The sequence below is a fragment of the Aeromicrobium senzhongii genome (genome assembly GCF_014334735.1).
Taxonomy (GTDB): domain Bacteria; phylum Actinomycetota; class Actinomycetes; order Propionibacteriales; family Nocardioidaceae; genus Aeromicrobium; species Aeromicrobium senzhongii.
This window is the reverse complement of sequence record NZ_CP060587.1, coordinates 959562-986363: the sequence shown is the minus strand read 5'-3', so window position 1 is coordinate 986363 and position 26802 is coordinate 959562. Positions and strand designations below refer to the sequence as shown.

25 protein-coding genes are annotated in these 26802 nt (G+C 71.2%); 5 read left to right on the top strand and 20 right to left on the bottom strand.

From position 1 onward, the window contains the following. Position 1 precedes the first annotated feature (1 nt). Complete coding sequence (locus tag H9L21_RS05020) at positions 2-1030, bottom strand: PHP domain-containing protein (RefSeq protein ID WP_154595424.1); 1029 nt, start codon at positions 1028-1030, stop codon at positions 2-4. A gap of 21 nt (positions 1031-1051) precedes the next feature. Next, positions 1052-1651 carry a LysE/ArgO family amino acid transporter gene (locus H9L21_RS05015; RefSeq protein ID WP_222865858.1) on the bottom strand — a complete coding sequence of 200 codons (600 nt, stop codon included), beginning with the start codon at positions 1649-1651 and terminating at the stop codon, positions 1052-1054. Between the two features lie 79 nt (positions 1652-1730). Between H9L21_RS05015 and H9L21_RS05010 the strand changes: the two genes are divergently transcribed. Continuing rightward, entirely contained in the window at positions 1731-2573 is an 843-nt protein-coding gene (locus H9L21_RS05010; protein ID WP_222865857.1) for a LysR family transcriptional regulator ArgP, read from the top strand. Between the two features lie 12 nt (positions 2574-2585). Here the strand turns inward: H9L21_RS05010 and era are convergent, their stop codons facing one another. The 8 genes from era to hrcA form a co-directional block, all read right to left on the bottom strand. Continuing rightward, positions 2586-3512 (bottom strand): GTPase Era, encoded by a 927-nt coding sequence (gene era, locus H9L21_RS05005; RefSeq protein ID WP_154595427.1) that lies wholly within the window; start codon positions 3510-3512, stop codon positions 2586-2588. Next, positions 3509-3841: a cytidine deaminase-like protein gene (locus H9L21_RS05000; RefSeq protein WP_154595428.1), complete on the bottom strand. Its 333-nt coding sequence runs from the start codon at positions 3839-3841 to the stop codon at positions 3509-3511. Before H9L21_RS05000 ends, era begins: the two co-directional genes overlap by 4 nt. 29 nt (positions 3842-3870) lie before the next feature. After that, positions 3871-5154, bottom strand: coding sequence for a hemolysin family protein (locus tag H9L21_RS04995; protein ID WP_154595429.1), 1284 nt, complete (start codon positions 5152-5154; stop codon positions 3871-3873). A 4-nt stretch (positions 5155-5158) separates the two neighbouring features. Further along, positions 5159-5626, bottom strand: a complete 468-nt coding sequence (ybeY, locus tag H9L21_RS04990) for an rRNA maturation RNase YbeY (RefSeq protein ID WP_154595430.1) — start codon at positions 5624-5626, stop codon at positions 5159-5161. Further along, a complete protein-coding gene (locus H9L21_RS04985) occupies positions 5604-6626 on the bottom strand; it encodes a PhoH family protein (RefSeq protein ID WP_154595431.1) in 1023 nt (340 codons plus the stop codon). Before H9L21_RS04985 ends, ybeY begins: the two co-directional genes overlap by 23 nt. 47 nt (positions 6627-6673) lie before the next feature. Then, positions 6674-7018 carry an HIT domain-containing protein gene (locus tag H9L21_RS04980; RefSeq protein ID WP_154595432.1) on the bottom strand — a complete coding sequence of 115 codons (345 nt, stop codon included), beginning with the start codon at positions 7016-7018 and terminating at the stop codon, positions 6674-6676. A 95-nt stretch (positions 7019-7113) separates the two neighbouring features. Then, positions 7114-8256: a molecular chaperone DnaJ gene (gene dnaJ / locus H9L21_RS04975; protein WP_154595433.1), complete on the bottom strand. Its 1143-nt coding sequence runs from the start codon at positions 8254-8256 to the stop codon at positions 7114-7116. A gap of 38 nt (positions 8257-8294) precedes the next feature. Next, positions 8295-9311: a heat-inducible transcriptional repressor HrcA gene (gene hrcA / locus H9L21_RS04970; protein WP_187411809.1), complete on the bottom strand. Its 1017-nt coding sequence runs from the start codon at positions 9309-9311 to the stop codon at positions 8295-8297. A 110-nt stretch (positions 9312-9421) separates the two neighbouring features. Here hrcA and H9L21_RS04965 point away from each other — a divergent pair, with 110 nt between their 5' ends. Further along, positions 9422-9850 (top strand): hypothetical protein, encoded by a 429-nt coding sequence (locus tag H9L21_RS04965; RefSeq protein WP_154595435.1) that lies wholly within the window; start codon positions 9422-9424, stop codon positions 9848-9850. Beyond that, positions 9843-10679, top strand: coding sequence for a DUF3097 domain-containing protein (locus tag H9L21_RS04960; protein ID WP_154595436.1), 837 nt, complete (start codon positions 9843-9845; stop codon positions 10677-10679). Before H9L21_RS04965 ends, H9L21_RS04960 begins: the two co-directional genes overlap by 8 nt. 3 nt (positions 10680-10682) lie before the next feature. Here H9L21_RS04960 and H9L21_RS04955 read toward each other — a convergent pair whose 3' ends face one another. From H9L21_RS04955 to H9L21_RS15590, 5 genes are all read right to left on the bottom strand, one after another. Continuing rightward, the gene (locus H9L21_RS04955; protein ID WP_154595437.1) at positions 10683-11930 is read right to left on the bottom strand and encodes an arginine deiminase; all 1248 of its coding nucleotides are present in this window, start codon (positions 11928-11930) and stop codon (positions 10683-10685) included. A 25-nt stretch (positions 11931-11955) separates the two neighbouring features. Continuing rightward, positions 11956-13401: a basic amino acid/polyamine antiporter gene (locus tag H9L21_RS04950; RefSeq protein ID WP_154595438.1), complete on the bottom strand. Its 1446-nt coding sequence runs from the start codon at positions 13399-13401 to the stop codon at positions 11956-11958. A gap of 36 nt (positions 13402-13437) precedes the next feature. Beyond that, positions 13438-14556 carry a radical SAM family heme chaperone HemW gene (gene hemW, locus H9L21_RS04945; RefSeq protein ID WP_187411808.1) on the bottom strand — a complete coding sequence of 373 codons (1119 nt, stop codon included), beginning with the start codon at positions 14554-14556 and terminating at the stop codon, positions 13438-13440. A gap of 24 nt (positions 14557-14580) precedes the next feature. Beyond that, positions 14581-16416, bottom strand: a complete 1836-nt coding sequence (locus tag H9L21_RS04940; protein ID WP_154595439.1) for an AMP-dependent synthetase/ligase — start codon at positions 16414-16416, stop codon at positions 14581-14583. A 102-nt stretch (positions 16417-16518) separates the two neighbouring features. After that, positions 16519-18753, bottom strand: a complete 2235-nt coding sequence (locus tag H9L21_RS15590; protein WP_154595440.1) for an esterase-like activity of phytase family protein — start codon at positions 18751-18753, stop codon at positions 16519-16521. A 269-nt stretch (positions 18754-19022) separates the two neighbouring features. On the opposite strand from H9L21_RS15590, the gene H9L21_RS04930 reads away from it, so the two are divergent. Beyond that, positions 19023-19958, top strand: coding sequence for a hypothetical protein (locus H9L21_RS04930; RefSeq protein ID WP_154595441.1), 936 nt, complete (start codon positions 19023-19025; stop codon positions 19956-19958). A 109-nt stretch (positions 19959-20067) separates the two neighbouring features. Here H9L21_RS04930 and lepA read toward each other — a convergent pair whose 3' ends face one another. Continuing rightward, positions 20068-21927 (bottom strand): translation elongation factor 4, encoded by a 1860-nt coding sequence (gene lepA, locus H9L21_RS04925; protein ID WP_154595442.1) that lies wholly within the window; start codon positions 21925-21927, stop codon positions 20068-20070. Between the two features lie 51 nt (positions 21928-21978). Continuing rightward, the gene (locus H9L21_RS04920; RefSeq protein WP_154595443.1) at positions 21979-22314 is read right to left on the bottom strand and encodes a hypothetical protein; all 336 of its coding nucleotides are present in this window, start codon (positions 22312-22314) and stop codon (positions 21979-21981) included. 146 nt (positions 22315-22460) lie between these two features. Here H9L21_RS04920 and rpsT point away from each other — a divergent pair, with 146 nt between their 5' ends. Next, positions 22461-22721, top strand: coding sequence for a 30S ribosomal protein S20 (gene rpsT, locus H9L21_RS04915; protein WP_187411807.1), 261 nt, complete (start codon positions 22461-22463; stop codon positions 22719-22721). 64 nt (positions 22722-22785) lie between these two features. Here rpsT and holA read toward each other — a convergent pair whose 3' ends face one another. The 3 genes from holA to H9L21_RS04900 are packed head-to-tail and all read right to left on the bottom strand — an operon-like array spanning position 22786 to position 26718. Further along, a complete protein-coding gene (holA, locus tag H9L21_RS04910) occupies positions 22786-23760 on the bottom strand; it encodes a DNA polymerase III subunit delta (protein WP_154595444.1) in 975 nt (324 codons plus the stop codon). A gap of 14 nt (positions 23761-23774) precedes the next feature. Further along, positions 23775-25994: a ComEC/Rec2 family competence protein gene (locus H9L21_RS04905; protein WP_154595445.1), complete on the bottom strand. Its 2220-nt coding sequence runs from the start codon at positions 25992-25994 to the stop codon at positions 23775-23777. Beyond that, the gene (locus H9L21_RS04900; RefSeq protein WP_154595446.1) at positions 25975-26718 is read right to left on the bottom strand and encodes a ComEA family DNA-binding protein; all 744 of its coding nucleotides are present in this window, start codon (positions 26716-26718) and stop codon (positions 25975-25977) included. Before H9L21_RS04900 ends, H9L21_RS04905 begins: the two co-directional genes overlap by 20 nt. Positions 26719-26802 lie beyond the last annotated feature (84 nt).

Below are 26802 nucleotides of genomic sequence, written 5' to 3'. Positions count from 1 at the left end.
GTCAGCGCGAGCGGTCCAGCCAGGTCCGCAGCCGGTCGAGCGGCCACGTCGTGACGATCCGGTCGGGGTCGATGTCCCGGGCGGCGGCCCGGGCCGCCCCGTGGTCGAGGAAGTCCAGCTGCCCCGGCGCGTGCGCGTCGGTGTCGATCGCGAACAGGCAGCCCAGCTCGTTCGCGAGGTCGATGAGCTCGTCCGGCGGATCCTGGCGCTCGGGCCGCGAGTTGATCTCGACCGCCACGCCGTGATCGGCGCAGGCCCGGAAGACCTCCTCGGCGTCGAACTGCGACTGGCGACGCGTGCCGCGACCGCCCTCGACCAGACGACCCGTGCAGTGGCCCAGCACGTCGGTGTGCGGGTTCGCCACGGCGGCCAGCATGCGCCGGGTCATGGAGGGCGCGTCCATCGCGAGCTTGGAGTGGACGCTGGCGACCACGACGTCGAGCCGGCCCAACAGGTCGTCGTCCTGGTCCAGGGAGCCGTCGAGGTGGATGTCGACCTCGATCCCCGTCAGCAAGGTGAGGTCGTCGAGACGGGCGTCGACCTCGGCGATGACCTCCAGCTGTATCTCCAGCCGCTCGCGGCTGAGACCGTTGGCGACGGTCAGGCGCGGTGAGTGGTCGGTGATGGCCTGGTACTCGCGGCCACGCCAGGCCGCCGCGCCGGCCATCTCCTCGATCGAGCTGCCGCCGTCGGACCAGTCGGAGTGGCTGTGCAGGTCGCCGCGCAACAGTTTCCGCACCTCGGTGCCGCCGCTGGCCAGCGGCTCGGTGTTCCGCTCACGCAGGTCTGACAGATAGGCCGGGACCTCGCCGGAGAGGGCCTGCTCGACGACCGTGGTGGTGCGGGGACCGAGCCCCTTCATCCGACCGAGCGCGCCTGTCCGCGCCCGCTCGGAGATCTCCTCGGGCGGCAGGTCGCCCAGGGCGGCGGCGGCCTTGCGGAAGGCCTCGACGCGATAGCTGGAGGCTCGCTCTCGCTCGAGCCAGAACGCGGTCTCACGCAGTGCTTCGACGGGGTCCACGGACCCCATCGTGCAAGAACCGGACAAAACTCACCAGATCAGGCTCGCGGCGATGACGAACATGACGACGCCGATCAGCAGGTCCAGCACCTGCCAGGCGCGCGGACGAGCCAACAACGGCGCCAGCTTCGTGGCGCCCAGGCCCAGGCACGAGAACCACACCACGCTGCCCAGACACGCGCCCGCCGCGAACCACCAGCGGTCGACGGGCCCGTGGGTCTGCGCGATCGAGCCGAGCAGGACGACGGTGTCGAGGTAGACGTGCGGGTTCAACCACGTCAGCGCCAGTGCCTGCAGCGCGACCGCCCGGCGCAGGCCCACGGTGCGTCCGGTGGCCTCCAGCCGCTCCGGGCGGCTCGCCCGCCGGATCGACGCGATGCCGTACCAGACCAGGAAGGCGACGCCGAGCCACGTGACGACGTCGATGACCCAGCCCGCGCGGTCGACGATCGCCCCGATGCCGACGACACCGGCCAGGATCAGGACCACGTCCGAGGTCGCGCAGATCGCGACGACGAGGACGACGTGGGCCCGCCTGATCCCCTGGCGCAGGACGAAGGCGTTCTGGGCGCCGATGACGACGATGAGGGACAGACCGGTCACCATCCCGGTGACGAGAGCGTGCAGCACGTGGTCGACGCTAGGCCCGGGCCCGGGTGAAGTCCAACGAATCATTCTGAACATCGTGAAGAGATGCTTCACTGGACGGGTGGACCTCTCCCCCGCCCAGCTGGCCACCCTCGTCGCGATCGCCGATCACGGCTCCTTCGAGGCTGCGGCCCAGCGCCTGCACATCACGCCCAGCGCCGTGAGCCAGCGCGTCCGAGCCCTCGAGAACGCCGTCGGCCGCGTGCTCGTCGGCCGCGGCTCGCCGTGCACGCCCACCGAGGCCGGCACCGCACTCGTCCGACTCGGTCGACAGCTGGAGCTGGTCTTCGCCGAGGCCCTCACCGACGACGGACCGACCGACCTGGCCCTGGCGGTCAACGCCGACTCGCTCGCGACGTGGTTCCGTCCGGTCCTGGCCGAGGTCGCCGCCTGGGGCGACGTCGCACTGAAGCTGCGGGTCGAGGACGAGGGTCACAGCCACGACCTGCTGCGCCGCGGCGAGGTCGTCGGCGCGATCACGAGCGACCCGGCGCCCGTCCAGGGCTGCTCGGTGACGCCGCTGGGCACGATGCACTACCTGCCCGTCGCCCACCCCCGCCTGCTGGACCGGTTCGGCGGACGCCCCGACCGGGCGGCCCTGCCGATGGTCGTGTTCAACAGCAAGGACCGGCTGCAGCACGAGGAGCTGCGGCGGCACACCGACGCCGAGCCGCGGGTCGTGCACGAGGTGCCGTCCTCGGACGACTTCCGGGCGGCGATCGAGGCCGGCCTGGGCTGGGGCCTGCTGCCTCGCGACCAGGCGACGGCCGGGATCGAGGCCGGCGCCCTGGCCCGGCTGGGGCGTTCGACCACGCGCGTCGCGCTGTACTGGCAGCGCTGGAAGCTCGACTCGCCCCTGCTCGACCGGATCAGCGAGCGCCTGCGGCAGCACGCGCCGCGCTGAGTCCGGCCGGGTTCAGAAGCCGAGCTTGCGCAGCTGCTTGGGATCGCGCTGCCAGTCCTTGGCCACCTTGACGTGCAGGTCCAGGTGCACCGGCGTGCCGAGGAGCCGCTCGATCTGGCCGCGGGAGTCGATCCCGATCTGCTTGAGCCGGGCGCCCTTCTTGCCGATGATGATGCCCTTCTGGCTGTCGCGCTCGACGTAGACGTTGGCGCGCACGTCCAGCAGCGGCCGGTCGGCCGGGCGGTCCTCGCGCGGGACGACCTCCTCGACGACCACGGCCAACGAGTGCGGCAGCTCCTCACGGACGTCCTCGAGCGCCGCCTCACGGATGATCTCGGCGATCAAGGTGGCCTCGGGCTCGTCGGTCAGCTGTCCCTCGGGGTACAGCGCCGGGCCCTGCGGCAGGGTGTCGATCAGCAGCGAGGCGAGCAGGTCGACCTGCTCGCCGGAGACGGCGGACACCGGCACGACCTCGCGCCACGTCAGTCCGGCCTCCTCGCCGGCCGCGGCGATGTCGGACAGGTGCTGGATCAGCCGCTCCGGCGACACCAGGTCGGTCTTGGTCGCGATCGCGAACACCGGCTTGCGGCGCAGCGCGGCGATCTCCTTGATCAGGTAACGGTCGCCCGGGCCGATCTTCTCGTTCGCGGGCAGGCACATGCCGACGGTGTCGACCTCGGCCCACGTGGTGCGGACCAGGTCGTTGAGCCGCTGGCCCAGCAGGGTGCGCGGCTTGTGCAGGCCGGGGGTGTCCACCAGGACGAGCTGCGCGTTCTCGCGGTTGACCAGCCCGCGGATGGCGTGGCGCGTGGTCTGCGGGCGCGACGACGTGATGGCGATCTTGCCGCCGACCAGGGCGTTCGTCAGGGTCGACTTGCCCGCGTTCGGCCGGCCGACGAAGCAGGCGAAGCCGGAGCGGAATCCCTCGGGCGTGCTCATGTGGTCAGCACCGTGTCGACCGTGCCCTTCGGATCGGCGACCACGACCGTGACGCCCACGCCGCCGAACTCGATGACCGCGTCCAGACCGACGGGCACGTCGCCCTCGGTCACGAGCGCGACGGCCTCGAGGCCCTTGGCGCCCGAGGACACCGCCATGGCGACGGCCAGATCGACGGCCGAGATCGTCAGGGTGTCGAGGTTGACCGTCGCGGCGGCGTAGGTGCGACCGTCGAGGTCGCGGACGGCGGCCCCCTGGGCGACGTCGAGACGGGCTCGCGAGGTCCGGGCGAGCGTCACGAGCTTCGCGTCCTCTGGGGGAAGATCCATGCCTCGAATGTACCGCCCGGGACTCACGCTCAGGCGTCGGCGGTCACGTCGAGCGGCTCGACGCGGGACACGACCACACGGCCGATCCGGTTGCGTCGACCCACCGGCGCCTGTGCCTCCAGACGCAGTCCGTCGACCTCGACGACCGCTCCGGGGATGGGCACCGTGCCCAGGTGCTTGGCCATGAGGCCGCCCACCGAGTCGACGTCCTCGTCGCGCACCGGGATGCCGAAGAGCTCCTCGAGATCGTCCACGTCGAAGCGCGCGCTGACCCGCCACGCACCGTCGGCCAACTGCTCGCGCTCGTCCGGCTCGTCGTCGTACTCGTCGGTGATCTCGCCGACGATCTCCTCGAGGATGTCCTCGATCGTGACCAGTCCGGCCGTGCCGCCGAACTCGTCGATGACGATGGCCACGTGCGTGCGCTGGGCCTGCATCTCGCGCAGCAGGTCGTCGGCGGGCTTCGTGTCGGGCACGAAGACCACGGGGCGGCAGATCGAGTCGACCTTCTCGGTCGTCTCGGCGGCGTGGTTGTCGAAGACGCGCTTGGTGATGTCCTTGAGGTACGCCATGCCGATGACGTCGTCGAGGTTCTCGCCCGTGACCGGGATGCGCGAGAAGCCGCTGCGCAGGCCCAGGGACATCGCCTGGCGCAAGGTCTTGTGGCTCTCGATGTAGACCAGGTCGGTGCGCGGGACCATCACCTCGCGCACGATCGTGTCGCCCAGCTCGAAGACCGACTGGATCATCTTGGACTCACCGGACTCGATGACCGACGAGGCGGCGGCCAGGTCGACCAGCTCGCGGACCTCGACCTCGGAGGCGAACGGGCCCTCGGCGAAGCCACGGCCGGGGGTCAGCGCGTTGCCGAGGTGGATCAGCAGCCGGGGCACCGGTCCCAGCAGGACCGTCAGCCAGATGACGGGCCCGGCCGAGGCGACGGCGATCTTCTCGGAGTGCTGGCGGCCCAGGGTGCGCGGCCCGACGCCGATCGCGACGAACGAGACGACGGACATGATGCCGCCGGCGATCAGGACGTTGTGCCAGTAGCCCGCGACCCGGTCGGCCACGACCGCGGCCACCAGGACCACGCCGGCCGTCTCGGAGACGATGCGCAGCAGCAGGACCGAGTTCAGGTAGGGCGCGGGGTCTTCGAGGATGCGCGCGAGTCGCTTGGCGCCGCTGACGCCCTCCTCGGTGAGCTCGTCGGCGCGGGCGCGCGAGAAGGTCGAGATCGCGGCCTCGACCGCCACCAGCAGACCTGCGAGGAAGACGAGGACGACAGCCAGCAACAGGGCGCCGGTGCCGGTCATCGGCTCACGGTTCCCGCAGGGCCGGGTCGGCCCACTCCAGCAGCAGCCGGCCCTGGATGCCGAACATCTCGGCATGCTCCTGCGGCTCGGCATGGTCGTACCCGAGCAGGTGCAGCATGCCGTGGACGGTCAACAGGGCCATCTCGTCGTCGCGCTCGTGACCCGCGGCCGGCGCCTGCTGCTCGGCGATCTGCGGGCACAGGGCGATGTCGCCCAGGTAGCCCGCCTCCCCGCGGTCACCGTCACCGTCGCCGGGGGTCAGCTCGTCCATCGGGAACGACAGGACGTCGGTGGGGCCCTGCTTGCCCATCCACTGCTCGTTGAGCACGGCGATGGTGTCGGTGTCGACCAGGCGCAGGGTCATCTCGGTCTGCGGGTGCAGGCGCATGCGGCGCATGACGAACCGGCACAGCGACGTCAGGTCGGCGACGTCGACCTCGACGCCGGACTCATTGAGAACGTCGACGGTCATGTGCTCCCCCGGCGGACTCGGCGGCGGGCCGGCCCTTCGCCTCGTAGTCGTCGTAGGCGGCCACGATGCGGCCGACCAGCTTGTGGCGGACCACGTCGTTGCTCGTCAACCGGCTGAAGTGCACGTCGCGCACCTCGCCGAGGATCTGCTGCACGATGCGCAGGCCGCTCGTGGCGCCACCGGGCAGGTCGACCTGCGTGACGTCGCCGGTGACGACCATCTTGGAGCCGAAGCCCAGACGGGTCAGGAACATCTTCATCTGCTCGGCGGTGGTGTTCTGCGCCTCGTCGAGGATGATGAACGCGTCGTTGAGCGTGCGGCCGCGCATGTACGCCAGCGGCGCGACCTCGATGACGCCCGACGTCAGCAGCTTGGGGATCGTCTCGGGATCGAGCATGTCGTGCAGCGCGTCGTAGAGCGGACGCAGGTACGGGTCGATCTTCTCGCTGAGCGTGCCGGGCAGGTAGCCCAGCCGCTCGCCGGCCTCGACCGCGGGCCGGGTCAAGATGATGCGGGTGACCTCCTTGGCCTGCAGCGCCTGCACGGCCTTGGCCATCGCGAGGTAGGTCTTGCCGGTGCCGGCGGGCCCGATGCCGAACACGATGGTGTGCTCGTCGATCGCGTCGACGTACTTCTTCTGGTTGAGCGTCTTGGGACGGATCGTGCGGCCCCGGCTCGACAGGATGTTGTGGCTCAGCACGTCGGCGGGGCGCTCCTGCGTCTCGGTGCGCAGCATGGTGATGCTGCGCTCGACGGTCTCGGCGTTGAGCGCCTGACCCGTGCGCAGGATCGTCACGAGCTCGTCGAGGAGACGCTCGACGAGCGCCATCTCGGCGGGCTCGCCGATGAGGGTGACCTCGTTGCCACGGGCATGGATCTTCGCCTCGAAGGCGGACTCCATCAGACGCAGGAACTCGTCGGCCGGACCGAACAGGGAGACCAGGGGGACGGAGGCGGGGATCGTGACCGTGTGCCGGGCCTCGGAGATGTCTTGTGTCATACCCCTCCAGTCTACGGTTCGGACGCAGTCGACGCAGCCACGTCGGCTCAGGCCAGGAAGAGCTTGGAGACGTCGACCCCGGCCAGCACGTGGGCATGGGCGTGGAAGACGGTCTGGCCGGCGTTCGCACCGGTGTTGAAGACCAGGTTGTAGTCCTCGTACCCCTCCTGCGCCGCGATGGCCCGCGTCTGGGCCAGCAGCTCGGCGGCGATCGCCGGCTCGGCCTGCGCGAGCGCGGCGGCGTCGCGCTGGTGGACCTTCGGCACGACCAGCACGTGCACGGGCGCCTTGGGGTTGATGTCGCGGAACGCCAGCGTGTGCTCGCTCTCGGCGACGACGTCGGCCGGGATCTCGCCCGCGACGATCTTGCAGAAGATGCATTCAGCAGCCATGCGCCGACTCTAGCGACCTCCCGAGATTTGCTCCGCAACTGACCTTTCAGGAGCTCTGAAAGGTCAGTTTGGGAGCAAATCTCGGGGCGGGGAGGTCACTTGAAGGCGTCGCGCAGGCGACTGAAGACGCCGCGGGAGCTGTGGCTGACGACCGGGTCGATGTGCTCTTCCTGGCGCGCGGTGGCGAGCTGCTCGAGCAGGTCACGCTGCGCGGCGTCGAGGTCGCGCGGCGTCTCGACGACGACCTGGACCGTGAGGTCGCCGCGACCCGAGCCGCGCAGCCGCGGGACCCCGAAGCCACGGGTGACGATCGTCTCACCGGACTGGGTGCCCGCGGGCACGTCGATCGCGACGGACTTCTCGAGGTCGGGGAGGTCCTCACGCTCGGCGTCGAGCGTCGGCAGGTCGATCCGCGTGCCCAGCGCCGCAGCGGTCATCGGAACGGTGACCTGGCAGACCAGCGCGTCGCCCTGGCGGGTGAAGACGGGGTGGTGCGCGACCTTGATCTCGATGTAGAGGTCGCCGGCCGGTCCGCCACCGGCGCCGACCTCGCCCTCGCCGGCCAGCTGGATCCGGTTCCCGTCGTCGACACCGGCCGGCACGGTGACCTGCAGGCTCCGACGCGACCGCACGCGACCCTCGCCGCCGCACTCGCGGCACGGGTCGGGGATGACGGTGCCGTAGCCGTGGCACGTGGGGCACGGACGCGAGGTGCGGATGTCGCCGAGCAGCGAGCGCTGCACGTGGTGGACGCTGCCGTGTCCGTGGCACGTCCCGCACGCGACCGGCTCGGAGCCCTCGTTCGCACCGGAGCCGTCGCAGACCTCGCACGTGACGGCCGTGTCGACCTTGATCTCACGCGTGACGCCGAACGCCGCCTCGGCGAGGCTGACCGAGAGGCGCAACAGCGCGTCCTGACCGCGCTGGACCCGGGACCGCGGACCACGCGACGACGTCTGCCCGAAGAACGCGTCCATGATGTCGTCGAAGCTGAAGCCCTGGCCGAAGCCGCCGCCCATCCCGCCGCCGGACAGCGGGTCGCCGCCGCGGTCGTAGACGGACCGCTTCTGCGGGTCCGACAGCACCTCGTAGGCCGTCGTGACCTCCTTGAAGCGCTCGGACGCATCGGGAGCGTCGTTGACGTCCGGGTGCAGCTGGCGCGCCAGCCGGCGGTACGCCTTCTTCAGCTCCTCGGGGGTGGCCTCGCGGGAGACGCCGAGCAGTTCGTAGTAGTCCAAGATCTCTTCTCTTTCGCAGTCAGTCGCGAGGTGGGCGCTCAGCCGTCGGCGAGGATGCGGCCGACGTAACGGGCGACGGCGCCGACGGCGGCCATCGTGGCGGGATAGTCCATGCGGGTCGGTCCCATCGTGCCCAACTGGGCGTAGGACTCGCCATCGGGGCCGTACGTGCTGGCGACGACGGCCGTCCCGGACAGGTCGTCGCGGCCCGTCTCGCGACCGATGCGCACGTGGGGACCGGTCGTGGCCTCGCCGAGCAGACGCAGCAGGACGACCTGCTCCTCCATCGCCTCCAGCACGGGCCGGATGGCGGTGTCGAAGTCGGCGCCGAACCGGGCCAAGTTCGCGGTGCCGCCGACGGCGACCCGCTCGTCGGACCGCTCGTTGGAGAACGTGTTGGCCAGGGTCGTGACGATCGAGGACACGACCGGGCGGTCGTCGACGTCGAACGTGTCGATGAGGTCGGCCAGGTGCAGGGAGGCCTGCGGCAGCCGCTCGCCCAAGGTGGCGCGCACGATGCGCGACTTCAGGTCGGCGAGCAGCTGGTCGCCCGGGGTCTGGACCAGCTCGACGATGCGCTGCTCGACGCGACCGCTGCTGGTGATGACGACGATGAGGACGCGCGAGCCCTCGAGGGCCACGAGCTCGACGTGGCGCACGGTCGAGCGGGTCAGCGACGGGTACTGCACGATCGCGACCTGGTTGGTCAGCTGGGCCAGGATCTTGACGCTGCGCATGACGATGTCGTCCACGTCGATGGCGCCGGACAGGAAGGTCTCGATCGCGCGGCGCTCGGCGACGGAGAGTGCCTTCACCTCGGCCAGCCGGTCGACGAACATCCGGTAACCCTTGTCGGTCGGGATGCGGCCGGCGCTGGTGTGCGGAGCGGTGAGGTACCCCTCGTCCTCCAGGGCGGCCATGTCGTTGCGGATCGTGGCGGACGAGACGCCGAGGCGGTGGCGCTCGACCAAGGCCTTCGATCCGACCGGCTCCTGCGTCGCGACGTAGTCCTCGACGATCGCACGCAGGACGTTGAGACGGCGGTCCTCGATCACGCTGTCACCTCCACACTGCTGGCACTCGACCCGGGTCAGTGCCAGTCTACCGGCGAGTCACACGGCGGTGCGCCTGCACGAACCCCTCGCCGACATGGCAATCTGTCGGGGTGAGTGAGGTGTCCGTGCGCGACGACGGTTCGATCGAGGTCGTCGACGCCGATGAGGTCCTGATCTACACCCCCTATGCCGTCACGGCGCCCGACGGCACCACCGTCGAGCACGAGTCCCGTGGCGGGACGATGGCCTCGGTGTGGGCCACGTCCGTGGGCGAGACGTTCGTCGAGGTCTCCCACTTGGGCCACGGTCCCGCCGGTGGCGAGCTGGTGATGGTCGTGACGCGTCCGGGCCACTCCCCCGACGTCGCCCTCGGCGCCCTGGTCACCGACGAGGTCCCCGACACCGTTCCGGACTCCTGGCCCGCCGCCGTCGACCTGGCGATCGGCCTGATCGTCGACGACACCCTCGACAGCGGGTCCAAGGACGACATCGAGGCGTTCCACCAGCGACTGCTCGGCGTGTGGTTCGGGCATGGCTGACCGGTACGGCTCCGACGTCCTGTCCGGCGACTGGCGCAAGCCCAAGCGGGGCCGCTCGACCGAGCTGGCCGCCGACCTCGGTCTCGTCGTCGAGGAGGCCTCCAGCGGCTTCGTCGGCGAGATCACGCGCGTCGAGCGCGACCTGGGCACCGTCGAGCTGGAGGACCGCCGGCTGCGCCGCAAGGTCTTCCCGCTGGGGCCTGGCTTCCTGATGGAGGGCAAGCCCGTCGTCCTGGTCGCGCCGACCCCGAAGGCCGCCACCGCGCCCACCCGCACCGCCTCGGGATCGCGCCTGGCCGCCGACACCCGCGCCAAGGTGGCACTGCCCAGCCGCATCTTCGTCGAGGGTCGCCACGACGCCGAGCTCGTCGAGAAGGTGTGGGGCGACGACCTGCGCGCCGAGGGCGTCGCGGTCGAGTACCTCGGCGGGATCGACGACCTGGCCGCGATCGTGCGCGACTTCCAGCCCACCGCGAAGCGGCGCCTCGGCGTCCTGGTCGACCACCTCGTGCCCGGCTCGAAGGAGCAGCGTCTCGCCGACGAGGTCAAGCACGTGCCGCACCTGCTGGTGGTCGGCCACCCCTACGTCGACGTGTGGCAGTCGGTGAAGCCGCAGCGCCTCGGGATGGAGGCGTGGCCCACGATCCCGCGCCACGTCGAGTGGAAGAAGGGCGTCTGCGCCCACCTCGGCTGGCCCCACGCCGAGCAGGCCGACATCGCCCGGGCCTGGAAGGCGATCCTCGGACGCGTCGACTCCTGGACCGACCTCGAGCCCGCCTTCCTCGGCCGGGTCGAGGAGCTCATCGACTTCGTCACCCAGCCGGCGTAGGGCTCAGTCCACCGCGTCGCGGATCAGCGGACCCGTCATGCAGTGGCCGCCACCGCGGCCGCGCCCCAACTCGGCGCCGACGATCTCGATGACCTCGAGCCCGGCCTGGCGCAGCAGCGAGTTGGTGTGGGTGTTGCGGTCGTAGGCCACCACGACGCCCGGCTCGAGCGCGACGAGGTTGTTCCCGCTGTCCCACTGCTGGCGCTGGATGTCGTACTCGCTGCCGCCGGTCTCGACGACCTGGAACTTCCCCACCCCCAGGGCCTTCGCCACCACCTCGAGGAACGGGGTGTCGTCGTGATCGATCACCTCGATGCCGGGTGCGACGTCCGAGGGCACGATCGTGAAGGCATGGATCGTGTTCACGATCTCGGGATAGACCGTCACGATGTCACGGTCGGCGAACGTGAAGACCGTGTCGAGGTGCATCGCCGCCCGCAGCTTCGGCATCCCCGCCACGATGACCCGCTCCGCCGCGCCCTGCTCGAACAGAGCCTTGGCCAGCTGCGTGATGCCCTGCCGCGAGGAGCGCTCGCTCATCCCGATCAGCACGACGCCCCCGCCGGGCACCATCACGTCGCCGCCCTCCACGGTGGCGGTGCCCCAGTTGATCTCCGGGTCGCCCCACCACACGGTCGATCCCACGAACTCCGGGTGGAACTCGTAGATCGCCTTCATCAGGAGCGTCTCGTCCTTGCGCGCCGCCCAGTAGAGCGGGTTCAGCGTCACCCCACCGTGCACCCAGCAGGTCGTGTCGCGGGTGTAGAGGGTGTTGGGCAGCGGGGGCATCAGGTACTCGTGGCCGCCGTGCGCCTGGCGGACGAGGGCGCGGTACCCCGCAGAGAGGTCGCTGGGCAGCTCGCGGGTCGACAGGCCGCCGATGAGGTAGCGGCTGAGGTCGGCCGCCGCGAGGCCGTCGAGGTACGCCCGGGTCTCCTCCACGAGCCCGATGCCGACCTCGTTCGGGACGATCTTGCGGTCCAGCAGCCAGGTGCGCGCGGCGGGGTCGGCCATCGTCTGGGCGAGCACGTCGTGCAGCTCGACCACCTCGATGTCGCGCGCTCGCATCATCGCCACGAAGTCGGCGTGGTCGCGCTGGGCGTGCTCGACCCACAGCACGTCGTCGAACAGCAGGTCCTTGCAGTTGGACGGCGTGAGCCGCTCGTGGGCCAGCCCCGGCTCGCAGACCAGGACCTTGCGGAGCCGGCCCACCTCGGAGTGGACGCCGTAGGCGTCGGACGGCTGGGTCATCGGAGGTCCTTCCGGTGGTGGCGGGTCACACGTCGATCCCGCCGGTCACGAGCGTGTAGACGCCGGCGATCGCGCCGACGCAGATGATCAGGAAGAGCACGAGCTCGGCCCGGGTGAAGATCCGTCGGCCACGTTCGGTGCGCGCCCGGACGTACAGCAGTGCTGCCGGCGCGTAGACCAAGCACGACAGGAGCAGGAAGGGCGGCCCGGCCGCCACGAAGAGGAAGATCGCGTAGGCCACGGCCAGCACGGCGATGACGGCGTGCCGTCGCCGGTGGCGTGCGTCGTGCTCGTAGGTCTCGCCCGTGACGGCGAGCTTGAGCGCGTAGGCGGCGGCCAGCAGGTACGGCACCAGCACCATGCACGTGCTCAGCGCCAGCATGAAGTCCAGCGAGTCGCTGATCAGCAGCGTGAGGCCCAGCAGCACCTGGGCGCCCACGGTGGTCGCCAACAGCGCGCCGACCGGCGTGCCGTGGTCGTTCTCGCGCCCCAGCGCGGCTGGCATGTCCTCCGCCCGGGCGGGAGCGTGCATGACCTCGGCCGCCATCAGCGTCCACGCCAGGTAGGCACCGAGCACGGACACCACGACGCCGGCGCTGACGAACCACTCGCCCCACGGTCCGACGACGCCCTCGAACAGGCCGACCATCGACGGCTCTCGCGTCTGGGCGATCCGGGACCGGTCGAACGCCCCGTAGGAGACCATCGTCACCAGGGCGAACAGCGCCAGGACGCTCAGGAAGCCCAGCACGGTGGCGGTGCCCACGTCCTCACGGCGCTGGGCGTGGCGGGAGTAGACGCTGGCGCCCTCGACCCCGATGAACACGAACGTCGTGATGATCATCGTGTTCTTGACCTGGTCGGTCAGCGAGCCGAGCTCGTCCCGGGCGAGGAAGTTGGCGCGGAACACCTCCGGGTCGAACTGCGTGGCCAGCACGACCACGAACACCAGGATCGGCACCAGCTTGCAGATCGTGACGATCCGGTTGACGACCGCCGCGTCCCGCACGCCGCGGGCGATGAGGAAGTGGAACACCCACACCCCGACCGTCGAGACGGCGACCGCCAGCAGCGTGCCGCCGCTGCCGAACCCCGGCAGGAACGCACCGATCGTCGCGGTGATGAACACCCAGTAGAAGGCGTTGCCGGCCACCCCGCTGGCCCAGTAGCCGATCGCGGAGTTGAAGCCGACGTAGTCGCCGAAGCCGGCCTTGGCGTAGACGAAGACGCCGGCGTCGAGCTCGGGTCGGCGCAGGGCCAGGTTCTGGAAGCACAACGCGAGCATGAGCATGCCCGTGCCGGCCAGCGTCCACGCGATGAGCACGCCGGCCACGCCGGTGGTCGTTGCGAAGCCGCCCGGCAGTGAGAAGACCCCGCCGCCGACCATGGAGCCGATCACCATCGCGGTCAGGACCGGGCGGCCGACCTTGGTGACGGTGGAGTGATGCGTCGTCGTGCCCGCCTCGCCCATGGAGTTGAACGTAGCCGAATCGGGGCCGGTCCGCGCTCAGCCGAGCGCCTCGACCGCCTCCAGGACGACCCGGTCCGCCATGAGGCGCCCGGTGCGGGTGAGCACCATGCGGTCACCGACCGGCGTCAGCCAGCCGGCGTCGACCAGCCGATCGGCGCCGCCCAGCAACGCGGTCTCGATGCCCTCGGCGAGACGGATCCGCAGCATGACGTCCTCGAGGTGCCGCGCTTCGGCATCCGGGCGCTCGCCGTCGGCGCGCGGCGACTCCCCCGCGGTCAGCCGCTGGGCGTAGGCCGCCGGGTGCTTGACGTTCCACCAGCGCTCACCGCCGACGAAGGAGTGGGCTCCGGGACCGACGCCCCACCACTCGCCACCGTTCCAGTAGCCGATGTTGTGCCGGCACTGCGCGGCCTCGTCCCGGGCCCAGTTGGACAGCTCGTACCAGTGCAGTCCGGCGGCCGCCATCAGGTCGTCGGCCAGGAGGTACTTGTCGGCGGTCTCGTCGTCGTCGGGCATGACGACCTCGCCGCGGCGGACCTTGCGCGCGAAGGCCGTGCCTTGCTCGACGATCAGGGCGTAGGCGCTGATGTGGTTGGGTTCCATGGCCAGCGCGGACTCCACGGAGTGCCGCCAGTCGTCCATCGACTCGGTCGGCGTGCCGTAGATGAGGTCGAGGCTGACCTGCTCGAATCCGGCCTCGCGCGCCCAGGCGACGGCCTGCGGGACCCGCTCGGGATCGTGGGTGCGCTCGAGCACCGACAGGACGTGGGGCACGGCCGACTGCATGCCGAACGAGATCCGGGTGAACCCGCCCTCGCGCAGCTCGGCCAGCGACTGCGGCGAGACGCTGTCGGGGTTCGCCTCGGTCGTCACCTCGGCACCGGGCGCCACGCCCAGGCGGTGGTCGACCGCGCGCAGGAACCGCACGAGGTCGCCGGCCGGAACCTGCGACGGCGTGCCGCCCCCGACGAACACGGTGTCGACCGTGCGCTCGGGGACGAGCGACAACTCGGCCAGGGCCGCCTCGATGTAGGTGGCCCTGGACGCGCCGATCACGTCGGGTCCGCCGAGCTCGTCGGCGGTGTACGTGTTGAAGTCGCAGTAGCCGCACCGCACAGAGCAGAACGGCACGTGCAGATAGATGCCGAACGCCACGCTCCCAGAGTACGCGGCCCCGAATCAGGCCTCGACGTAGAAGCTGTTGAGCAGGTCGGCGTTGCGCTCCTCGACGACGCGGCGCTTGACCTTCATGCTCGGGGTGATCTCACCGGACTCGATCGACAGGTCGTGGTCGAGCAGGGCCCACTTCTTGATCGTCTCCCAGCGGTTGAGCCGCGAGTTGAGCTCGTCGACGTACCCGGCCATCTCGGCCTGCATCTGGTCCGACGCGGCGATCTCGGCGTAGGACGCACCGGCCATGCCGTGGCTCTCGGCCCAGGCCTCGGCCGCGTCCGGGTCGAGCGTGATCAGGGCCGAGCAGAAGTTGCGGTCGTTGCCGTGGACGACCATCTGGCTGGCCAGCGGGCACACGGCCTTGAACGTGCCCTCGACGTGCGAAGGGGCCACGTACTTGCCGCCGGAGGTCTTGAACAGGTCCTTCTTGCGGTCGGTGATGCGCAGGAAGCCGTCGGCGTCGAACTCGCCGATGTCGCCGGTCGCGAGCCAACCGTCCTCGGTCAGCGCGGAGGCCGACTCACCCTCGAGGTTGTGATAGCCGCGCATGACGTTGGGGCCCTTGATCATGACCTCGCCGTCGGCGGCGATCTTGGCCTCGGTGCCCGGGAACGCCCGGCCGACCGTGCCGATCTTGAAGTCGTCGGGATCGTTGACGAACGCGCCGGCCGACGTCTCGGTCAGGCCGTAGCCCTCCATGACCAGCACGCCGGCGGCGTGGAACCACTCGGCGATCTCGGTCGACAGCGCCGCGGCGCCGGAGATGAAGAAGCGCACGCGCCCGCCGAAGCGGTCGCGGATCTTGCTGAAGACGAGCTTGTCGGCGATGCGGTGCTGGATCTTCAGGCCCACCGGGATCGGCTTGCCGGCGCGCTGGAGGCGCGAGACCTGCAGGCCGACCTTCTCGGCCCAGCGGAACAGCTTGAGCTTCGCGCCGCCCTCCTCGACCATCATGCCGACGACGCGGCCGTAGGCCTTCTCGAAGATGCGCGGGGCTGCGCCCATGAACGTGGGGCGGACGACCGCGAGGTTGTCGACGATCTTGGGCACGCGCCCGTCGACCGCACACGGGTAGCCGATCGTGAGCTGAGCGGTCAGCAGCACCTTGCCGAACGAGTGCGCCATCGGCAGCCAGCGGTACTCCAGGTCGGACTCGGACAGCGATCCCGGGGCGGCGACGGCGGCGCCCTCGAACGTCCAGCAGTCGTGGACCAGGCGCACGCCCTTGGGGCGCCCGGTCGTGCCCGACGTGTAGATCAAGGTGGCGAGCGACTCCGGCTCGGTGCCGGCGATGCGCTCGCGCACGACGTCGGGGTGGTCGAGCAGGTACTTCTCGCCGCGCTCGATGAGGTCGTCGAGGGTGATCACCCAGTCGCCGTCGGCCTCGCCGTCGTAGACGACGACGCGCGAGACGCTGGGCAGCTCGGAGCGCTTCTCGCGCAGCTTGGCCACCTGCTCGTCGTCCTCGGCGAAGACGACGCGGCTGTCGCTGTCGGACAGGATGTAGGCCACGTCGTCGGTGCTCGAGGTCGGGTACACGGTGGTCGTCGCCGCGCCGGCCGCGTTCACCGCGAGGTCCGAGAGGATCCACTCGATCCGCGTGCCCGAGGCGATCGCGACGCGCTGCTCGGGCTCGATGCCCAGGTCCACGAGCCCCGCGGCGATCTTGGAGACCTTGTCACCGGTCTCACTCCACGTCATCGAGATCCAGTTCTCGTCGGCGTCCGGGTAGCGGAACGCCTCGCGCGGCCCGGACGCCTCGACCCTGCCGAAGAAGAGCTCACCCACGTTCCGGGCGCGGTTCTCGACGATCGTGAGCTGGTCGGCGGTGGACACTGCCATGAAGTTCTCCCGGGGACGTGGGGCGAAGTGTGATTCAGGTCACCCTAGCGCCCATGGGCCGTCCAGACGAGGACTTGAGCCTTTCGCCTTGCGCTGTAGCAATCAGCGCGCGACGGCCGCGGCCCCCGCCCCCGGGTTGTCGGTGAAGAACCCGTCCATCCCCACCGCGAGGAAGGCTCGGATCTCCCCCGCCAGATCACCGATCCCGGCCGGATCGGCGCCACGGCGGAACTCCACGGGCAGGAACTGGTTCTCCCGGCGGAACGTCCACCCGTGCACCGTCAGCCCCGCCGCGTGCGCATCGGTGATCGCCCGCGTCGGCCGGCCCAGCCGACCGTCGGCGGTGCGCGGGATCATGCGGTCCTTGCACAGCCCGACACCGTCGGCGTACCGGCTGATCGCCCGCAGGCCCTTCCGGCTGACGAGGTCGGCATAGGTGCGCGGGTCCCCGGCGGCCACGAGGTCGTACGGCGCGCCCGCGCAGTCGACGAGCTGGACGATGCGGGCCCGGCTCCGCCGGTCGAGCTCGCGCAGGTTCTGCGTCTCGAAGCTCTGCAGCACGATCCGGGCGCCGGGCCGGTCCAGCCCGGCGCGGCGCAGCCCTTCGACCAGCGGCTCCTCGAGCGAGAGGCCGATCGAGTCGAAGTACGTCGGGTGCTTCGTCTCGGGATAGACCCCCACCGGCCGGCCGTCGCAGGTGCGCGAGCGACGGGCGAGGTCGAGCACCTCGTCCAGGGTCGGCACCGGGTACAGCCCGTCGAAGGCCGTGTTGGCGGGGCGCAGGGCCGGAATGCGCTCCTTCGCGCGCAGCGTCCGCAACTCGGCCAGGGTGAAGTCCTCGGTGAACCAGCCGGTGATCGCCCTCCCGTCGATCGTCCGGGTCGTGCGCCGGCCGGCGAACTCGGCCCGCGCGGCGACGTCCGTGGTGCCGCCGATCTCGTTCTCGTGCCGCGCCACCAGGACGCCGTCCTTCGTCGAGACCAGGTCCGGCTCGATGTGGTCGGCGCACTGGCGGATCGCCTCGGCGTAGGAGGCCAGCGTGTGCTCCGGCCGATGCCCGGAGGCCCCGCGGTGGGCGACCACCAGCGCACCGTTCGCGGACACCCGCTGGCGCCTCAGCTCGACCACCGCGATCTCGGTGTCGTCGGGCTCGCCGGGGACGCGGGCGTCGTTCCCGGGGAAGTTGTTGTCGTTCCCGATCAACAGCCGCCCGTCGCGCAGCTGCACGATCGTCTCGAAGGACTGCACGGGTAGCGAGAACGGATCGCCCGTGCCGTACCCGTCACCCGCGCCGATCCGCGCGGGGTTGGCGATCTTCAGCGCGTCGAGCACGAGCTCCTTCTGGACGAAGCCGTCGCGGTCGCGGCGGTCCAGGTCGACCCGGTACACCCGCTTGACGACCGCCTGCTCCCCCTCGAAGTCGTCACGCTCCGCGACCAGCAGCTCGTGACGGCCGACCGTGAAGGCGTCCGCGACCAGGGAGGCGTCCGTGTCGGACTCGTAGGCCCACCGACGCGGGGTGTAACGCTTCGCGCGCGTGTCGAACTCGTGGATCCAGCGCCGCCTGGGCTGCGCGTCGTCGGTCCGGGCCCCCTCGAGGATCGGGTACAGGTAGCGGCCGTCGGCGCTGGCGGCCATCGCCTCGAACCCCTTGCTGTTCGGCAGGTTCGCTGCGCCGGCGGGAGTCGGGTGCGACGGGGACTGCACGCCCGGCAGCGGCACCGGAGGCTCGAGCAGCACGCCGGTCGCGTCGACGTGCAGCAGGAACGGACCGAACTCCTCCCCGATCCAGAACGTGCCGTCCTTCGCCCGGACGATCGACTCCACGTCGAAGTCGGCTCCCGTCAGCAGGCGCTCCCTCGTGTCCTCGTTGACGATCGGGAAGCCCGCCCGGCGGTGCGGGTCACGCAGGGACACGAACCGGTCGAGCCGGATCCGGCCGGGCCCTCCCCGCACGGTCTCCCACTGCGGCGTGATCCGGTAGATCCGCAGCAGGAAGTCCGCCGAGTTCGCCTTCGACCCGAAGCCGTTGTCCGGCAGCGCCCAGAACGTGCCGTCGCGGTTCTCGATCATCGCCGAGAAACCCGGGACGACCTGGCCATCGAACGGGCCGGTGCGGCCGTTGGCCGCCGTGGCCTTGGCGCCCGACGGCGGGCCGGGAGCCAGGTGGTCGGCCGACAGCGTCGCGCGGGCGACCAGCGTGGGAACGGTGGTCGTGCGCTGCGTCGGTCGCGGCTCCGGTGCGGCCTGGGCCGCGGCGGCGGTACCGGCCAGGAGCGCGCCGGTCGTGGTCAGTGCGAGCAGGCTGCGGGCTGCTCGTCCCCCGATGTGAGTCATGGTCCGAGGCAATCGGACCGGGCGAACCGTGGAACAAGATCCAGGTGAAGCGTGCGTGAACGCTCGCCCACCGCGCGCGCCCGCCTTCCGCCGACCCCGTGCCCACTTTTGGAAGCCGATCCACGTATTCCGTCCGGGATAAGGTGAAATGACGTCCAAAAGTGGGCACGCTGGCGCGTTCGTCCCCACCCGCGGGCGGGACCGTGCTGCTGTCCCCAGCCTCGGGGCGGGGACTGGTCCGGTGAGCTTCGGCGGTCGAGGCTCGGTTCGTGCGGCCGATTCCCGAGTCCTTGCGTGGGCGGCCGTTCACGACCGGCGAGGCCGCCGCACTCGGCGTGACCCGACGGATGCTCGAAGGGCGCCGCTTCGAGGCGATCCACCCGGGTCGCGGCGTGTGGGCGGTGGCTGAGGAGTCCCGGGACCTGCGCTTCCTGCTCCGGGCCGACCTCCTGGTCCTGCCCCGGGATGCCGCGGTGAGTCACGTGACGGGGCTGCAACTCCACGGCCTCGACATCGATACGAGTCTGCGGCACTGGTCGACGAACACGCCGCACCGCCGCGACCTGCGCTCAGTCACGCTGCACCGCCGTCAGGCGCCGTTGCGTCCCGTGGACATCGACGGCGTCCGCGTTCTGTCGGCACATCGCTGCCTCGTGGACGCGGCCATCATGCTCAGCCACCGCGACATCGTGCGGTATGCAGATGCCCTGATCGCCGCCGACCAGATGACCGCCGAGGGCTTCGCGCACTACGCCTGGACGCGGCACCTTCCCGGTGTGCGACGGTCTCGTGCCAACCTCGACCTGCTGCGCGAGCGCGTGCGCTCCTTCCGGGAGACCGATCTGCGCTTGCTTCTCGCGATCGCGGGCCTACCGGAGTTCGAGGTCAATCTCGACATCTTCGATCCGCGCGGAACGCACCTCGGCTGCGGCGACCTCGTGCTTCCGCGGCACCGCATCGTGCTCGAGTACGACGGCTGGTACCACGAGCGGAGTGCCGCACAGCGGCGCAAGGACATCGCTCGCCGCGAGGGACTCGAGGCCGAGGGATGGCTCGTGATCGTGGTCGTCTCCAGCGACCTGGACCACCCGGCCGGCCTGATCGGTCGGGTCTGGCGTGCCTTGGTCTCACGCGGGCACAGCGGTCCGCCGCCGCGCTTCGTCCCGTGGGCACTCGAGGAACTCAGCCGCAACCCGAAGGGCTAGCGAACGCGGGCGCCCACGGGACCACTTTTGGAACCGGATCCACCATGTCCGCCCGAAATAACGTGGATCCACTTCCAAAAGTGGGGGTGGGGGCGGGGGCCGGAGCGGGTCAGGCCTGCTTGGTCTCGCCGGTGGAGAGGGCGGCGATGAACGCCTCCTGGGGGACCTCGACGCGTCCGACCATCTTCATGCGCTTCTTGCCCTCCTTCTGCTTCTCCAGCAGCTTGCGCTTGCGGCTGATGTCGCCGCCGTAGCACTTGGCGAGCACGTCCTTGCGGATCGCGCGGATGTTCTCGCGGGCGATGACGCGCGCGCCGATCGCGGCCTGGATCGGCACCTCGAACTGCTGGCGCGGGATGAGCTCCTTGAGCTTGCCCGCCAGCGAGACGCCGTAGGAGTAGGCGTTGTCGCGGTGGACGATCGCGCTGAACGCGTCGACGACCTCGCCCTGCAGCAGCACGTCGACCTTGACCAGGTCGGCGGCCTGCTCGCCCGAGAGCTCGTAGTTGAGCGAGGCGTAGCCCTTCGTGCGCGACTTCAGCGCGTCGAAGAAGTCGAACATGATCTCGCCCATGGGCAGCGTGTAGCGGATCTCGACGCGGTCCTCGGACAGGTAGTCCATCCCGCCGAGCTTGCCGCGGCGCGACTGGCACAGCTCCATGATCGTGCCGATGTAGTCGGTCGGCGCCAGGATCGTGGCGGACACGACGGGCTCGTAGACCTTGGCGATCTTGCCGTCGTTCGGGTACTCGCTGGGGTTGGTGACGACGCGCTCGCTGCCGTCCTCCATCTCGATGCGGTACACGACGTTCGGCGCCGTCGAGATGAGGTCGAGGTTGAACTCGCGCTCGAGCCGCTCGCGCACGATCTCCAGGTGCAGCAGCCCCAGGAAGCCGATGCGGAAGCCGAAGCCCAGCGCGCCGGAGGACTCCGGCTCGTAGACCAGGGCGGCGTCGTTGAGCTGCAGCTTCTCCAGTGCGTCGCGCAGCGTCGAGAAGTCGTCGCCGTCGATCGGGTACAGGCCGGAGAAGACCATCGGGTTCGGGTGCTGGTAGCCGCCGAGCGCCTCCTCGGCGGGCTTGGTGGCCGAGGTGACCGTGTCGCCGACGCGGCTCTGGCGCACTTCCTTCACGCCCGTGATCAGGTAGCCGACCTCGCCGACGCCGAGATGATCGGCCTTGACCGGCTCGGGGCTGATGACGCCGACCTCGAGCATCTCGTGCACGGCGCCGGTGGACATCATCTTGATCTTGTCGCGGTGGCTGAGCTTGCCGTCGAACACCCGGACGTAGGTGACGACGCCGCGGTACGTGTCGTAGACCGAGTCGAAGATCAGGGCGCGCGGCGGCGCGTCGGGGTTGCCCTGCGGCGGGGGCACCTCGTCGACGATGAGGTTCAGCAGCGCCTCGACGCCCTGGCCGGTCTTGGCCGAGACCCGCAGCACGTCGTCGGGCTCGCCGCCGATGATGCCGGCGATCTCCGCGGCGTACTTCTCGGGCTGGGCGCCGGGCAGGTCGATCTTGTTCAGCACGGGGATGATGTGCAGGTCCGCGTCCATCGCCAGGTACAGGTTCGCCAGCGTCTGGGCCTCGATGCCCTGCGCCGCGTCGACCAGCAGGATCGCGCCCTCGCACGCCTCGAGCGATCGGCTGACCTCGTACGTGAAGTCGACGTGCCCGGGGGTGTCGATCATGTTGAGCACGTAGGTCGTGCCGTCGTCGTCGCCGTCGGACTTGGTGAACGGCATCCGCACGGCCTGGCTCTTGATCGTGATGCCGCGCTCGCGCTCGATGTCCATGCGGTCGAGGTACTGCGCACGGGCGGCGCGCTCGTCGACGACACCGGTCAGTTGCAGCATCCGGTCGGCGAGCGTCGACTTGCCATGGTCGATGTGCGCGATGATGCAGAAGTTCCGCAGCAGCTCGGGCGGCGTGGCACCGGGGCTCGGGGCGGGAGTGGGGCGCGTCATGATGCGTCCATTCTCGCACCCGTGAGCACGGGTGCGGTCATCGTCAAGAGGTCACCACAGGATGGCGAGCAGGATGTTCAGGCCGACGAGGCCGAACAGGATGCCGGCGGCCTTGTTCGGCGTGGGCTTGTTGGTCTGCACGAAGGCGTAGACCGTCGCCACGACCGCGACCAGCAGCTTGATGCCGATCTTCATGTGGTTGTAGTCCTTGTCGAGCGACGCGACGGACTCGCCCAGGCCGACCAGGATGATGCCGGTGACCAGCGCGGTGGCGACGGCGTGGGCGGCTCCCTTGCGGATCACGCCGGCGCGCGGATCGATGAGCGCGAGCGCTCCGAGCCACGAGAGGATGTGCAGGCCGACGATGACGGTGTACAAGGTTTCCACGAGCAGAACCCTATCCGGGCCCTGCGATTTGAGGCGCACGGCCATGCGCTGGTAGAGTTGCTCCTTGCGTGTCCAGCCCACCGTACGAGGGGCTCGGATACGACCAAGACTTCTCATCACCGGAACGACGAAAGAACAGGTTTGCCGTGGCGAACATCAAGTCGCAGATCAAGCGCAACCGGCAGAGCGAGGCCGCTCGCGAGCGCAACAAGTCCGTGCGCTCGGCACTGAAGACCTCGGTTCGCCGCTTCCAGGAGGCCGTCGAGGCCGGCAACGCCGACGAGGCCAAGAACCTCGCCGCCGACACCGCCAAGAAGCTCGACAAGGCCGCGTCCAAGGGCGTCATCCACAAGAACCAGGCCGCGAACCGCAAGTCCGCGATCGCCAAGAAGGCCGCCGCTCTCTGAGCCGCTGACAAGGCCCCGCACCCGATGGGTGCGGGGTCTTTTCGCGTGCCCGGACGCGGGTCGCTCAGCTGCGCGAGCGGGCCACCGCGACGTCGATGATCATCTGCTCGACCGCGTGACCGGGCTCGGCCGAGCCGCCCTTGACCTGCAGGTCGGCCCGGGCCACCGCGTCGAGCGCGTGGCGCAGTGAGGTCTCGTTCCAGCCGCGCGCACTCTGGCGCAGTGCCCGGATCTTGAACGGCGGGGCACCGATCTCGCGGGCGAGGTCGGCGTCGCGCAGGCCGGGGTCGGCCGTGACGACACGCGCCAGCTGACGCAGGCCCGAGGCGAGGGCGGCGGTGATCAGCAGCGGCGCCACCCGGGCGGCCTCGGCCCACCGGGCCCGCTCCAGGGCGAGGTCGAGCCGGCCGTCGAGGGCGGCGTCGGCGATCTCGTAGCCGCGCACCTCGGCCCGGCCGCCGAAGTAGCGCCGGACGACCGTGGCGTCGAGGCTCTCGCCCTCGGCCAGGGTGGTGACGAGCTGGTCGACCGCCGCGGCCAGCGACCGCAGGTCGGAGCCCACCGCCGCGACGAGCACCGAGGCGCCCTCCTCGTCGATCGACCGACCGAGTGCTCGCGACTCCTGACGCACCCACGCCACCAGGTCGCGCTCGTACTTCGGCGCCTGCTGGGAGACCTCGGAGACGGCAGGCAGCTTGCGCAGCTTGTCGAGCAGGCCCTTGCCCTTGGCTCCCCCACCGTGGATCAGGATGACGGCGGTGTCGTCCGACGGGGCCGCGGCGTACTGCAGCAGCTCGGCGGCCACCGCCTCGCCCAGGTCCTGCAGGTCGGTGAGCACGACGGCCGCGGCCGTGCTGAACAGCGAGGCGCTGGTGAGCGCGGTGAACTCGCCCGGGGCGAGCGACGACGCCACCGCGTGGGCGACCTCGGCCTCGGGCGCGGCGGCGCGGATCTGCTCGACCGCCTGGCGCCGTGCCCGGTCGGAGAGGAACTCGGAGTTGCCGGTGATCAGCCAGACCTTGCCGAACGGGTTCGCCACGTCCCGAGAATAGGTCACCGCGCCGACACCGCGAGCGCCCCGTCGCGTTCGACCACCGCGACGGTGCCGGACCGGTCCGTGCGCCACACGGCGACGCCCGCGTCGGACAGCGTCGACAGGGCCGCCGGAGCGGGGTGTCCGTGCGGGTTCTCGGCCCCCACCCCGATCAGGGCCACGGACGGCCCGACGCGCTCGACCAGCTCGGGCCAGTGGTCGGCACTGCCGTGGTGGGCCACCTTGAGGACGTCGGCCGCCAGGTCGGGATGCAGCCGCGCGAGGCCACGCTGGGCCTCCTCCCCCAGATCGCCGGTGAACAGCACCCGGTGTCCCCGCACCGTGGCACGGACGACGACGCTGGCGTCGTTGCGGACCTCGGCCGGGACCCGGTCGGCGTCGCGGCGGGGCCACAGCACCTCCAGCCCGACCGCGCCCACGGTGACGTGTCCCCCCGACACCAGCCGCACGCGACGGCCGGCCGGGACCGCGGGCCCGCCCGAGGGTCCGTCGGCGAGGACGTCGACCCGCCGGCCGCGCACGGCGCCGCGCCAGCCGTCGACGTGGTCGGCGTCGCCGTGCGTGAACAGCAGCAGCGCGATCCGGTCGATGCCGAGCTCGGTCAGGCAGCGGTCGATGGGCGCCGGCTCCTCGCCGACGTCGATCACGATGGCCTCGCCCGGTGCCGTCGGCACGACGAAGGCGTCGCCCTGACCCACGTCGCACGCGACCACCACGACGTCCTCCGGCGGCCAACCCGGCGTGGGAGGACGCAGCACGGCCACCAGCAGGCCCAATGTCACCCCCACGGCGAGGGCGGGTCGCCGCGCCAGGTGCCACAGGACCACGCCGGTCACGGCCGCGACCGGCACGAGCGTCCAGGCCGGCCATGGCCAGGTGATCGCGGCGCCGGGGGCGGCGGCCCCGACCCGGGCGACCTCGACGATGACCCACGCCGACGCCCAGGCGACGGTTCCGGGAACCACGGCGACCGCCGGCACGACGAGGTCGATGAGACCGGCGGCCAGACCGGCGACGGTCGCGGGCGCCACGGCCGGGGCCACCACGACGTTGGCGAACACCGCCACCAGCGAGACCTCGCCGCTGAGCGAGGCCACGACCGGCAGGCACGCCAGGTGCGCCGCGACCGGGACCGCGACGGCCTGCGCGGCGGGCTCCGGCAGCCAGGCCAGGCGCCGAGCCAGCGGGGGCGCCAGGACGATGATGCCCGCCGTCGCGCAGACGGACAGGACGAAGCCGGGCCGGGCGGCCAGCCACGGGTCCAGCACGAGCAGGACGATCACCGCCCACGCCAGCGCCCTCAGGCCCGCGCCGGTCCGGCCGACCAGCAGACCCGCCAGCGCGACCGAGCCCATCACCGCGGCGCGCTGCACGCTCGGCTCGGGACGCGCCACGAGGACGAACGCGACCACCGTGAGCGCCCCGGCCAGCAGCAGCACCCGCCGGGAGGCCCCCGCCGCACGTAACCCCAACAGGACGACGCCCAGCACGATCGTCAGGTTGGCGCCCGACACCGCGAGCAGATGGGTCAGACCGGTCCGGGTGAACTCCTGCTTCGTCTGCTCCGAGAGGCGCGCGTCGTCCCCGGCCACGAGCGCCGGCACGAGCGCGGCGGGCTGGTCGTCACGATGATCGACGCCCCCGCGGATCCCGTCGCGGACCACCTCGGACGACCGCCACCACCACGGCCCGCCGCCGATGACCCGCCAGTCCAGGAGGCGCAGGACGGCAGCCTCGTCGGTGCCGTCCGCCGGCTCCAGGTCGGCCCGGACGGCCAGCCGGGTGCCTGTGACGAAGGCATCGGGCGACCCGTCGACGAAGGCCGTCGCCCGCACGCGGACCCGCCAGGTCCGCTCCCCCGACTCGACGATCCGCACCGTCACGGGCACGACGACGCCCGGTCCGGCCCGGCCGTCGTAGGCGCGGCCGTCCTCGCGCACGACGACCTCGGCGCGGACGACGGCGCCCCGCTCGGCCAACCGGGTGACGGGAGACGCCTCCACGGCGGCGGCGCGCCATCCGCAACAGGCCGCCACCAGGACGAGGCACGCAGCGGGGAACGCAAGGGCGGGACGACGCCAACCGCACGCCCCGACCAGGGCGGCCGCGGCGACCACCACGAACGCCCACCACGGCCGGAGGTGGGACAGGGCGGCGGCCGTCCCCCACACCGCCACGGCGGCCGGGACGACCCGCAGGTCAGACCGTGACGCGGTCACGCAACTCGGCCAGCGTGGCCTCGCCGATCCCCTTGACGTCCAGCAGGTCCTCGACCGAGCGGAACGGTCCGTTCTCGTCGCGCCACGCCACGATCGCCTCGGCCGTGACCGGTCCGACCCCCGGCAGTGTGTCGAGGGCCACCAGGTCGGCGGTGTTGAGGTTCACCTGCCCCGCCGGGGCCCCGGGCGCGGCGGCCGATCCCGAGGACGCGCCCGGAGCGGCGGCCGCAGGCGGAGGTGCCGACCCGACCACCACCTGCTCGCCGTCGTTCAGGACGCGTGCCAGGTTGAGCGCCGTCGTGTCCACCCGGCCCTTCACCCCACCGGCCGCCGCGATCGCCTCATGGACGCGCGAGCCGGGCGGCAACGTGACGATGCCGGGCCGACGCACCTTGCCGGCCACGTCGACGACCAGCTCACCCGTGGCGGGGGCCGACGCCTCCGTGCCCGCGACCTCGACGGTCGACGCCGGCGGTACCGCCGTCTCCTGCGGGCGGCCGGCGAGCAGCCACCACACCGTGAGGACGGCCGCCAGCCCGGCGGTGACGCCCGCGAAGCGCACGTGCACCGGACGCAGGCGCCGGCGCGCGGGCTCGGGCTTGCGGCGCCGGCCGGCGCTCGTCTGGTCCTGCGGGTCGGGCAGGGTGGCGTCGAACGTCGCGGCGAGCTCGGCGAGCCGCTGCCGGGCGACCTGGGCGCGGGTCTCGGGCGGGACGGGGACCATGCCGCGACCCTAGGAAGTCGGCCTTCCCGACGGAACCTCCCGCGGCGCGGCTGTGGACAGACGCCGGGGCGGAGGCGGGGTGTG